The organism is Gracilibacillus sp. D59, from assembly GCF_052246695.1.
GTDB lineage: Bacteria > Bacillota > Bacilli > Bacillales > Amphibacillaceae > Gracilibacillus.
On sequence record NZ_JBQQCK010000016.1, the window covers coordinates 22,250 to 33,706 of the forward strand.

The window sequence follows — 11,457 nt, forward strand, 5'->3', positions numbered from 1 at the left end:
ATCTATACCAATATCCAATCTATACATAAATTGTTATTGTTATCGAATTTTTTCTGAATAGGAGTGTATGTATGGGAAAAAAAATGGATTGCAATAATGATGTAGGCGGTGTAGTCAGTAATGAAAATGGATGTGTCTGCGATGTTGTCCGCGCGATTGCGGATGCACAAGATAACGTTGCAGACCAACTATGTGATGTAAGCTGTTCACGTTCTATCCAAAATTTAGTATCACCTGTAGGAGGTAACGGCTTAGATACAGTACCATTTATTTTATATAATAAAAAAGGTAAACCGTTCAAAGGATTCGGAGCCGAAGTTAATGCTAATGGTGGGCCAGCTCGATTCGATTGCTTTAACAGCTTTATTTTCCGTGTAACTGAAGTGGATGATGACTGCTGTGCAGTATTAGAACTTTTAGTATTTAACAACGATGACACAACTTGTGGTGATCCTTGTGAGCAATTGGACAACGAGCAAGTTAATGATTTAGAACGTACTGGTATCTGTATTACAGTAGACTTAAATTGCTTCTGTGCTATTACTTGCTTACCTGCTGTTTCTGTACTTTAATGTTTTTTACTCTTCATGCAATAAAAACTAAGAATTTAAAAGCACCGGTTTTCCACGCCGGTGCTTTTAAAACTAGAGATAATTATTGCATTGATGACAAAGTCTCTTTTTATGCCTTTTTCCGCATTTTTGATGACAATGCTCTTTCTTCTTGTGACAACCACATGAATGCCTGTGTTTCTTTTTAAAGGAAGAAATAACATTCCCCTCCCTTCATATTTATTTTACGTATTGAAGAAAGGAGAAGATTGGACTAGTTTCGTAGTCATCAACATCATTTTTAAACCTGAGCACAGAGCTTTTTTAGGTGATCACATTACAACGGACCTTCGTTTAATCTACAACCACTAAAGCACTTCAAAAATACTAGTGTGATAAGTAATCATTATGAGGAAGCAAACAGGTTGCCTCTGTCTTCAAATTCGGTGGTTGTTGGTAATAATACTTTATCTGTAGAAAATCGTACATAAAGCCCAACCGAAGTAACATCTAAATCAAACATTAATTTAACTGATCCATCGGATGTGCCTAAATAATGAATAAATTAATACCCGCATTACTAGTATTAATGTATGAGTCTAAAGGGTCTAAATCGTCCCTTCCTCCATAAAAATTCATTCGGGCAGTTGAATAAGATGAAGTAGTCAAAATATAGTCACAAACGAATTTCAAGCATAGGAAAAGCACCTAAACCAAAACGGTAAAGGTGCTTTAATCGTTGATATATTAACGCTTTGAGAACTGTGGTGCACGACGAGCTTTTTTAAGACCGTATTTCTTACGTTCTTTAGCACGCGCGTCACGAGTTAAGAATCCAGCACGTTTAAGTGTTGTGCGGTATTCTGGATCAGCTTCTAATAATGCACGAGCAACGCCGTGACGGATTGCACCAGCTTGACCAGTGTATCCTCCACCATCAACGTTTACTAATACATCATAGCTACCTTCAGTTTCAGTAGCTGCTAATGGTTGCTTAATGATTGTACGAAGAGTTTCATATGGGAAGTAATCTTCCGCATCACGACTATTTACAACGATACGTCCAGTACCTGGAACTAAACGTACACGTGCAGTTGAAGTTTTACGGCGTCCGGTACCGTAGTATTGTACTTGTGCCACTATGTTAACCTCCTTTTAATTATCCGCGAAGTTCGTAAACTTCTGGTTGTTGTGCTTCATGTTTATGTTCTGCTCCACGATAAACATGTAGTTTTTTACCCATTTGGCGTCCTAATTTACCTTTAGGTAGCATCCCTTTAATTGTTAGTTCTAACATTTGTTCAGGATATTTTTCACGCATTTCACCAGCAGTACGTGATTTTAAACCACCTGGGTGATTAGAGTGACGGTGATATAACTTATCGCTAAGTTTTTTACCTGTAAGTTCAATTTTTTCCGCGTTGATAATGATCACATGATCACCAGTGTCAACATGCGGTGTATATGTTGGTTTATGCTTACCGCGAAGGACTGCAGCAACTTCACTTGCTAAACGACCTAACGTTTGACCTTCTGCGTCGACAACAAACCATTTGCGTTCAATATTATTTTCATTTGCCATGAAAGTTGTGCGCATGATCGTTACCTCCTAAATCAATCATTCTAAAAAATTTTCATTTTGTCTGGCTCTGAGCGCCCAAAAAACTAGTACCATAAAGCCTTCGTTTCTAACGGGCGCTTACGTTTTTCTATGTCCGAATTTATATTCTAACACGAGTAACTTTCCGGGGCTATTCGTGGTTTAGAAAATAAAATGCCATAGACCATAATATAATATACAACCCTAAATGTCAATAGATTGCACGCAAGGATTCGTTGTTTTTATCAACTTTTTTTATTATAAGTAACTTCCCATAAGTATAATCCTTGTGGAGGGGCGGTTTTGCCTGCTTTTGATCGATCTTGGGCAGCTATGATCTGTGTGATTTCCTCTGGTTCTCTGTTACCTAAGCCTATATCAATCAATGTACCAACAATAATCCGTACCATATTATATAAAAAGCCAGTACCTTTTACACGAACGATAATGTCTTTCCCCTCTTGCTCGATAGCAATATCCGTAATTGTGCGTGTCTTATCTCCTTTAACATTGCTGTTTGCTGCACAGAAGGAAGAAAAGTCATGGCTGCCAAGAAAAAATTGACTTGCTTTGTGCATGGCCACAAGATCCAAATCCTCTTGCACAAAATGGGTATAATATCGACGGAACAAATCCTTTTCCTTAGCATTCAAAATATAATAACGATATTCTTTCTCACTGACGTCATACCGAGCATGAAAGTCAGCTGGAACATCTGTAATCGACATAACTTCTACATCATCCGGGAGCATTGTATTTAATGCCCGTAACCAGTTTTCAAGTGGAATCTCTAATTCCGAATCAAAATGAATCACCTGACCTACCGCATGCACCCCCTGATCAGTTCTGCCCGAGGCCGTGACGCGCACATGATTGCCTTTATGCATTTTCGTCAAAACTTTTTCGATTACTCCTTGTATTGTCCGGCCCTTTGGCTGAACTTGATAGCCAGCAAAAAACGTACCATCATATCGTATGATTGCTTTTAATCTCATTTTACTTGCCCCTTACTGTCGTAAACTGAAAAAGATAAGTATGATTAATAAATAGATTGTCATCGCCATGTAATCTAACTTCTTAAACTGTAATTGTCTTAATTTCGTTCGTCCTTCACTTCCACGGTATCCTCTTGCTTCCATCGCCATCGCTAACTCCTCAGCACGTTTAAAAGCACTAATAAATAATGGGACTAGTAACGGAACAATGGCATATATACGATCTTTGATTGATCCCGTCCGTAAGTCAACACCTCGTGATGCTTGTGCTTTGGAGATTTTTTCTGTTTCATCCAGCAATGTCGGAATAAAACGGAGTGAGATCGACATCATGAGTGCTAATTCATGGACAGGTACCTTCATCTTCTTTAATGGCGCCAGCAGCTCTTCAATCGCATCCGTGATTTCCATCGGGGAAGTCGTTAAGGTTAACAGAGAAGTCACTAACACGAGCAAGAAAAAACGCAATGAGATCGTCAACCCTTGTTGAATTCCACCCTCATGTATTGAAAATCCACCTATTTCTATTATAACAGGTCCTTCCTTCGTAATCATGAGGTGAAGGATAAAGGTAAATATAATCAAAAACCAAACAGGTGTAATCCCTTTTAAAATATAACCGATACGCATCTTTGTTAATAATACTAATATAAGTGCAAAAAAAGTTAACCAGCCATAGCTCACACTATTGTTTGCAAAGAATACAATCATCACAAATGTAAAAATAACCATCAATTTTGTTCTGGGATCTAAGCGATGAATCACTGAATTACCTGGTACAAATTGCCCTATTATCATGAATGACTTCATAACCGCTTGTTCTCCCTTAATTTTTCCGCTATTTCTTTTGCTAATACAGCTGGTTCTTGACGTTTATACGTAATATCGGTATCAAACTTTTGATTGAAACGATTGATCAATGAAAGGATATCTGGCATATCAAGATTTGCTTTTTTTAATACATTCGCTTGCGAAAAAATTTGCTCAGGAGTTCCTTCCATATGAACACTGCCATCTGCAAGCACAAAGATATGATCTGCATACTTCAGAGCCTGGTTCATCTGATGTGTTACTAAAATCGTTGTCATATGTTTCGTTTTATGTAAATGATAAAACATATTCATGATATCTTGTTGTCCTTTAGGATCAAGTCCTGCTGTTGGCTCATCTAATATTAATACTTCCGGATTCATCGCAAGCACACCAGCAATCGCAACCCTTCGCATCTGTCCTCCGCTTAATTCAAAAGGAGACTTTTCTAAAATATCTTGCGAGAGATGGACTTTTTCCAAAGCACTGATGACTCTTGATTGTATTTCATCTTCTGGTACTTGAAAATTCTTCAAGCCAAAGCTTATGTCCCGTTCAACCGTCTCCTCAAACAATTGATGTTCTGGATATTGGAAAACAACGCCTACTTTTTCGCGCAACTTTTTCAAATCTTGCCTTTTGTTTTCTCTTGAGAGATAGAAATCTCCTACTTGTACTTGGCCTTCAGTAGGGAGAAGCAATCCATTGATATGCTGCAGGAGTGTTGATTTTCCAGAACCTGTATGGCCGACAATTGCTACATACTCACCGGTTTTAATATCGAGGTTAATATCTTTAAGCGCCTGATAGGAAAAAGGTGTATTCACTTGATAGGTATAGCTCACTTTTTCAAATTGAATGTCCATAATGCTTCCAAAAACTCCTCATTATCTAATGGATATGTTGCAAACTGATAGTCATATTGCTCTAATTCGACTGCAAGCTCAACAGTTAATGGTAATGATAAACCAATGGACTGCAACCCTTGGTGATCATTGTATAATTGGTCTGCTGTAGTATCTTTATAAATCTGACCTTCATTCATTACAATAACACGATCAGCTAACGTAATCTCGTGTAAATCATGGGTTATCATTACCATGGTAATCTCTAATTTTCCTTTCAGGTCATGAATGGTTGAAAGAATTTCCTTCCTGCCTCTTGGATCTAACATAGAAGTCGCTTCATCTAATAAAAGGATTTCCGGATATGTCGCCATAACACTTGCAATCGCAACCCGTTGTTTCTGCCCACCCGAAAGGTTGTGTGGTTCATGGTTTTGATAATTCTCCATTCCGACTTGGGTTAAAGCAGTATGAATTCGCTCGATCATTTCCTTGCGAGGTATACCACGGTTTTCTAAGCCAAAAGCTACATCGTCTCTCACCGTTGTTCCAACAAATTGGTTTTCAGGATTTTGAAACACCATCCCGATTTTTTGTCGTATTTCCCAAACATTTGTAGTCGTCAGTTTTCTATCATTGACCAAAATTTCTCCAGCTTGTGGAACTAGCAAACCATTTGCTAATTTAGCTATTGTCGATTTACCAGAACCATTATGACCAATAATAGCAACAGTCTCATTTACTTCCAATTTTAAGTTGAACTTTTTTAATACCCATGGGGCATCTTCATTATATCGAAAATATACATCACGAAATTCTATTGCAGGCATCATTGCTTCTCCTTAAAATCATTATTTCCCGGGTAATACTCATCAACTTCTATTGTATCATAATAGACCCTTTAGCTAACTCATCTAATCTGGTTAGATAAGATTTTTATAGTTAGTAGAAATATTCACTTAGTTACAGGCATATTCCTAGACTCATCGATAAAAGCAAGTCTATTCCAACACGTAAAAAAGGAGCCGACTCATGCCAACCCCTTTCCAGTTTTTTATTATGAGGAGGTTTGTTCTTTTAATTGGCGCATTTCCTCTACCCATTCATCTACTTCTTTTCTAATTTTTTTTGCTTCGTTATCTACTAGTGTTCTCTTCTCATCTCGTAATGTTTCATTTAGATCTTCAAGCATCTGTTTACGTTCGTCTAACATTTCATTCAACTGGTTCACTTTTTCTTCTGATAACCATTCTTCATTTTCTAGCAAGCTAACAATAGATCGGAAACGATGATCTTCTCTTGAGATAACAGCTGACCAGTCATTGCTTATATTATTTACTTCTTCTAATTTCCGTGTGATCTCCCAACCAACTGGTGCTAAGTTTACCGGCGCCCAGGCTAACTCTATCAGCGAAGGTAGCCATTCATACTCGATCGTGGATTTTAGCTCCTCACTATTATCTGCTGCGTAATACTCGCCATTCCCTGCATCAGCTACTGCTGTCAACTGTTCTTCAGCTTCTCGATCGACCTGAAAACCGATAATATTAACAGTACGCACACCATTGCTATTTTCGACAAAGCTCTTGGCAGCCTTAACCGGTTCTCCGTCACATGTTTCTACCCCATCACTAACAATATAAACGGTAACGTTCCCTTCTTGTTCCTTGCTTAACTCCATTACTTTCTCTATTCCAGCTGCCAATGGAGTCCAGCCTTTTGCTTCAATGGACGAAACCGCCTGATGGAACTTTTCGCCTTCATATTTTCCTAAAGGGTAAACCTCTTCTATACCTGAACAGGATTTTTCTTTGCCTGCTTCACTTTGGTCCCCCTTATGACCAAAAGCTACCAAAGATACTTTGCTAGATTCACCAATTGTTTTGGCAAAGCTTTCGACAGCTTCTTTGGCAATAGCCATTCGTTGTCTAGAATCACCATCAGATTCTAATAACATACTAGAACTGGCGTCTAACAGAATATAAGCATAATCACTTGCTTCGTTGCCCTTATCTTTTGATTTTTCTGGTCGAGGAAGTAATGGCTCCTGATAATTGGGTTGATAGCCTTCTAAATCAGCTAATAATTGACTGTGATACGGGGATCCCGCATAATAAATCAACGCCTTTAAAAGTGTTTCTGGATTATCTGACGCTGTAACAGTGGACTGAATTGCTTCCTTATATTCGTCTAGAAAGGCTTGGTCTAAATCGTCAATCCCCCATAATACACCTTCTGTTTCTTCTTCATAACTGAGGTCATCTGTTAATACCCCTGCCGATAACTGCTTGATCACCTCTGGATCACTTGCAATAGATATTTCCGATAGGCCGGGATATACCTCATCATTTGATTCCGATTTTTGCTCGTCTTTATTTACATTTACTTGTTCCTCTTTAGGTTCGTCTTCTACTATTTCTGATTGCTTAGCTTCTTCGTTACTACATCCCATTGTAATAACAACGAGTAGAAGCATCATATACTTTTTCATCTACTCACTTCCTTAATCCTTTATAAAACTATAACGTTTGAATAAGCTAAAATGTTCCACCTCTAGCCAAAATGAGTAAATAGTAACAGAAAACTAACTAAAGAAATGAACAAAAATTATTAACATAAGAACACAGTTCCATGCGTTCTTTTCTTATCATAAACAGAACCCCTAAAATAAGCGTAGTATTCTACCGTAGCGGTGACTTAACACTCTCTACAAAAAGATTGGAAGAAAGCAAAACTATGTTCACGTTTACTTCTCAGTTTATGTATTCCAGTTTATTGTTTTAATAGTACGAGAACATATTTTTTCACAAAACAAAAAAGGGCTTGGATGCACCTCTTAAAGAGATTTGCTCCTGCCCCTTGCTTTGTTTAGTATTTAATTATACTAACTCAATGACTGCCATTTCAGCCCCATCACCGCGACGAGGTCCTAATTTAAGCACTCGTGTATATCCACCTTGGCGATCTTCATAACGGCTTGCAATGTCACTGAAAAGTTTCTGAACAGCATCTTCATTTTCGTTCGCTTCTGCATTGTATAAGTATGATGCAGCTTGACGACGAGCATGAAGATCACCGCGCTTACCAAGTGTAACCATTTTATCAACAACTGAGCGTAGTTCTTTAGCCTTTGCTTCAGTTGTTTCCAAACGTTCATGAATGATAAGATCAGTTGCTAAACCGCGAAGCAAAGCCATACGTTGATCCGTTGTACGTCCTAGTTTTCTAGCCATGGAATATCCCTCCTTCGTTCCGAAATCTCTAAAAGGTGTCGTGATTAATCTTCGTTTCGTAGCCCTAGACCTAGATCTTCTAATTTATGTTTCACTTCTTCTAGTGATTTACGACCTAAGTTTCGAACCTTCATCATATCTTCTTCTGATTTATGAGCTAATTCCTGTACGGTATTAATTCCTGCTCGCTTCAAGCAGTTATAAGACCTAACAGATAGATCAAGTTCTTCGATCGTCATTTCAAGAACTTTTTCTTTTTGATCTTCTTCTTTTTCGATCATAATTTCAGCATTTTTCGCTTCGTCTGTTAAACCAACAAAAATATTCATATGCTCCGTGAAGATTTTAGCTCCTAGAGAAACTGCTTCTTCAGGACGAATACTTCCATCTGTTAATACATCAAAAGTAAGCTTATCATAATTGGCGTCTTCACCAACACGGGTATTTTCTACTTGATAGGTTACTTTTGACACTGGAGTAAAGATAGAATCCACCGGAATAACACCAATCGGACGATCCTCATGGTTATTAGAGTCAGCTGGACGGTATCCTCGGCCACTTTGTGCTGAAATTTTCATTTTTAAATGGCCATTACTACCAACTGTAGCAATACGAAGATCCGGATTTAAAATTTCGACATCACTATCAAAAATGATATCTGCAGCCGTAACTTCCCCTTCTCCCTGCACATCTACTTCTAGGGTTTTTTCTTCATCTGAATAGATTTTAAGAGCAAGTTTCTTTAAGTTTAAGATAATAGTTGTCACATCTTCGGCAATACCTTCAACCGTCGAAAACTCATGTAATGCTCCATCTATTTGAACAGATGTAACAGCAGCGCCAGGAAGTGAAGATAATAGGATACGACGCAAGGAGTTACCAAGTGTAGTACCATATCCACGTTCTAGTGGTTCTACAACGAATTTCCCATAAGTAGCATCATCACTGATTTCTACTGTTTCTATTTTTGGCTTTTCAATTTCGATCATCTATTAAACCCTCCTCTAAAACGTCGAAACCCCGGTTAGACTAAGGGTCTAACCGAAATTCCCCAGGTAGGCAGTTCCCGTTTCTGCACTATGCAATTGTGATTTTGTGTCTGTCGAAAGCAATGGTGTCATTAATAAACATTTAAAAAACTTTATTAAGCTATCATAAACCATTATAGACAGATTAACAAATAATATACTGTGATTATACTCGACGACGTTTTGGCGGGCGACAACCATTGTGAGGAACTGGTGTTACATCACGAATGGCAGTTACTTCAATACCTGCTGCTTGAAGTGAACGGATTGCTGCTTCACGTCCAGCACCAGGTCCTTTCACTGTAACCTCTAAAGATTTCACACCATGATCCTGAGCCCCTTTTGCTGCAGCTTCAGCAGCCATTTGCGCTGCGAAAGGAGTAGATTTACGAGAACCTCTAAAACCTAACGCTCCTGCACTGCTCCAGCTAACCGCATTTCCTTGGACATCAGTAATCGTTACGATAGTGTTATTGAATGTAGAACGAATATGTGCAATACCCGTGTCTATATTCTTTTTCACTCGACGTTTACGTGTATTAGTTTTACGAGCCATAAGTAAGCAAACCTCCTTTTTATCTTATTTCTTTTTGTTAGCCATCGTTTTTCTTGGGCCTTTACGAGTACGTGAGTTGTTTTTCGTTTTTTGTCCTCGAACAGGTAAACCACGGCGATGACGTACACCACGATAGGAACCAATTTCAATTAGACGTTTAATGTTTAAGGATACTTCACGACGAAGATCACCTTCTACAGAATAGCTGTCAATTTTTTGACGGATTTGTCCTAATTCTTCTTCTGTTAAATCGCGAACACGAGTGTTCTCATTAACACCAGCTTCTTCCAATACTTTCTTAGCAGTTGTTTTTCCAATACCGTAAATATAGGTTAAAGCAATCACTACGCGTTTATCACGCGGAACATCTACACCAGCAATACGTGCCATAGACTGATTACACCTCCTTATCCTTGTTTTTGTTTATGCTTAGGGTTTTCGCAAATTACCATTACTTTTCCTTTACGACGAATAACCTTGCATTTTTCACAGATTGGTTTTACAGATGGTCTTACCTTCATCTTCCATACCTCCTCTTGTGTCGGAGCATTTTATTTATAACGGTACGTAATACGACCTCTTGTTAAATCATATGGAGAAAGCTCAACCGTTACTTTGTCACCAGGTAAAATACGAATGAAGTGCATTCTAATTTTACCAGAAACATGCGCCAATACGGTGTGGCCATTCTCTAATTCTACTTTAAACATTGCATTCGGTAATGTATCAATTACAGTACCTTCGACTTCAATTGCATCGTCTTTCGCCATCGAGTTGATCTCCCTTCTTCAAATCTGTCTGAAATTCTTCGACAAATTTATTAATAGCATAACGCAACTTCCCATTGGTTACGCGCCCTGTTTCGAGAAGGCTTCTTTGAACTTCAGGAGATATAAAGCTTGTAAACGCAATATGTTGAAGATTTTTCTTCTTTGGTCGATCATATTTGCGCTTATCTCCATCCGCCAACAACACAAAACGACTGTCTACTTTTCCAATTACAATTGCAAACTGACCTGCTTCGCGCCCTTGTAGGATTTGAACAATCTGACCTAATTCCGGACAACTCTCCGATTCGCTCAACCATCATCACCTTCATTTAGGTTTTACGTTATACCTATTTTCGTTGTTAGTAACATTATACCAACTTTGATGATATTTTAATTAAGAAATTGTTTTTAATTTCTCATCAATATCGTTAAATACTGTGTCAATTTCTTGAGAGCCATTAATTGTCACTAAGTCACCTTTATTAGAATAAAAGTCTAACATTGGTTGTGTTTGTTCAAGATTAACCTCTAAACGATTTTTTACTGTACTAGGTTGATCATCTTCACGTTGAATAAGTGTTGCACCATCTTTGTCACATATCCCTTCAACCTTAGGAGGATTGAATAGTACATGATAAGCAGTGCCACATTCCGGACAAATGCGTCGTCCTGTAAGACGTTCTACTAATTCATCCTTATCAACATCTACGTGTAAAACATAATCAATCGAACGATTCATGCTAGAGAGTAGATCATCTAACGCTTCAGCTTGTGCTAAAGTACGTGGGAAACCATCTAACAAGAAACCTTTTTGACAGTCATTTTTACTTAATCTTTCTTTTACGATACCAATTGTTACTTCGTCTGGAACAAGAGCACCTTCATCCATGTAGCTCTTTGCTTTTTGTCCAAGCTCTGTTCCTTCTTTAATAGCTAACCGAAACATATCTCCAGTTGAAATATGAGGGATGTCATATTTTTCTACAATTTTCTCTGCCTGTGTACCTTTTCCAGCACCAGGTAGTCCCATAAGGATTAGATTCAACGATTTTCCCCTCGCTCTCTGTCT

Annotated in this window: 16 protein-coding genes; 1 reads left to right on the forward strand and 15 read right to left on the reverse strand. The window is 38.2% G+C overall.

The window, feature by feature from the left end; translation table 11 throughout:
* Nucleotides 1-83: 83 nt before the first annotated feature.
* On the forward strand, nt 84-572 hold the full coding sequence (locus ACTWP4_RS20105) for a CotY/CotZ family spore coat protein (protein WP_443130581.1): 489 nt from the start codon (nt 84-86) through the stop codon (nt 570-572).
* A 726-nt stretch (nt 573-1,298) separates the two neighbouring features.
* Here the strand turns inward: ACTWP4_RS20105 and rpsI are convergent.
* The 15 genes from rpsI to ACTWP4_RS20180 form a co-directional block, all read right to left on the reverse strand.
* Entirely contained in the window at nt 1,299-1,691 is a 393-nt protein-coding gene (rpsI, locus tag ACTWP4_RS20110; RefSeq protein WP_443130582.1) for a 30S ribosomal protein S9, read from the reverse strand.
* A gap of 19 nt (nt 1,692-1,710) precedes the next feature.
* A complete protein-coding gene (gene rplM, locus ACTWP4_RS20115; RefSeq protein ID WP_443130583.1) occupies nt 1,711-2,148 on the reverse strand; it encodes a 50S ribosomal protein L13 in 438 nt (145 codons plus the stop codon).
* Nucleotides 2,149-2,396: 248 nt separating this feature from the next.
* The gene (gene truA / locus ACTWP4_RS20120) at nt 2,397-3,146 is read right to left on the reverse strand and encodes a tRNA pseudouridine(38-40) synthase TruA (protein ID WP_443130584.1); all 750 of its coding nucleotides are present in this window, start codon (nt 3,144-3,146) and stop codon (nt 2,397-2,399) included.
* A gap of 12 nt (nt 3,147-3,158) precedes the next feature.
* Nucleotides 3,159-3,956, reverse strand: coding sequence for an energy-coupling factor transporter transmembrane component T family protein (locus ACTWP4_RS20125; protein WP_443130585.1), 798 nt, complete (start codon nt 3,954-3,956; stop codon nt 3,159-3,161).
* On the reverse strand, nt 3,953-4,822 hold the full coding sequence (locus ACTWP4_RS20130) for an energy-coupling factor ABC transporter ATP-binding protein (RefSeq protein ID WP_443130586.1): 870 nt from the start codon (nt 4,820-4,822) through the stop codon (nt 3,953-3,955). The genes ACTWP4_RS20125 and ACTWP4_RS20130 overlap by 4 nt, the downstream gene beginning before the upstream one ends.
* Nucleotides 4,798-5,631 carry an energy-coupling factor transporter ATPase gene (locus tag ACTWP4_RS20135; protein WP_443130587.1) on the reverse strand — a complete coding sequence of 278 codons (834 nt, stop codon included), beginning with the start codon at nt 5,629-5,631 and terminating at the stop codon, nt 4,798-4,800. Before ACTWP4_RS20135 ends, ACTWP4_RS20130 begins: the two co-directional genes overlap by 25 nt.
* Nucleotides 5,632-5,858: 227 nt before the next feature.
* A complete protein-coding gene (locus tag ACTWP4_RS20140) occupies nt 5,859-7,292 on the reverse strand; it encodes a vWA domain-containing protein (protein WP_443130588.1) in 1,434 nt (477 codons plus the stop codon).
* A gap of 388 nt (nt 7,293-7,680) precedes the next feature.
* A complete protein-coding gene (rplQ, locus tag ACTWP4_RS20145) occupies nt 7,681-8,034 on the reverse strand; it encodes a 50S ribosomal protein L17 (RefSeq protein WP_443130589.1) in 354 nt (117 codons plus the stop codon).
* 44 nt (nt 8,035-8,078) lie between these two features.
* Nucleotides 8,079-9,023, reverse strand: coding sequence for a DNA-directed RNA polymerase subunit alpha (locus ACTWP4_RS20150; protein WP_443130590.1), 945 nt, complete (start codon nt 9,021-9,023; stop codon nt 8,079-8,081).
* Between the two features lie 205 nt (nt 9,024-9,228).
* Nucleotides 9,229-9,618: a 30S ribosomal protein S11 gene (gene rpsK / locus ACTWP4_RS20155; RefSeq protein ID WP_100362604.1), complete on the reverse strand. Its 390-nt coding sequence runs from the start codon at nt 9,616-9,618 to the stop codon at nt 9,229-9,231.
* A gap of 24 nt (nt 9,619-9,642) precedes the next feature.
* Nucleotides 9,643-10,008 carry a 30S ribosomal protein S13 gene (gene rpsM / locus ACTWP4_RS20160; protein ID WP_443130591.1) on the reverse strand — a complete coding sequence of 122 codons (366 nt, stop codon included), beginning with the start codon at nt 10,006-10,008 and terminating at the stop codon, nt 9,643-9,645.
* A 17-nt stretch (nt 10,009-10,025) separates the two neighbouring features.
* Complete coding sequence (gene rpmJ, locus ACTWP4_RS20165; protein ID WP_003156543.1) at nt 10,026-10,139, reverse strand: 50S ribosomal protein L36; 114 nt, start codon at nt 10,137-10,139, stop codon at nt 10,026-10,028.
* 30 nt (nt 10,140-10,169) lie between these two features.
* On the reverse strand, nt 10,170-10,388 hold the full coding sequence (infA, locus tag ACTWP4_RS20170) for a translation initiation factor IF-1 (RefSeq protein ID WP_018934234.1): 219 nt from the start codon (nt 10,386-10,388) through the stop codon (nt 10,170-10,172).
* Nucleotides 10,366-10,701: a KOW domain-containing RNA-binding protein gene (locus tag ACTWP4_RS20175; RefSeq protein WP_443130592.1), complete on the reverse strand. Its 336-nt coding sequence runs from the start codon at nt 10,699-10,701 to the stop codon at nt 10,366-10,368. The genes infA and ACTWP4_RS20175 overlap by 23 nt, the downstream gene beginning before the upstream one ends.
* An 81-nt stretch (nt 10,702-10,782) precedes the next feature.
* The gene (locus tag ACTWP4_RS20180; RefSeq protein WP_443130593.1) at nt 10,783-11,433 is read right to left on the reverse strand and encodes an adenylate kinase; all 651 of its coding nucleotides are present in this window, start codon (nt 11,431-11,433) and stop codon (nt 10,783-10,785) included.
* Between the last annotated feature and the right edge of the window lie 24 nt (nt 11,434-11,457).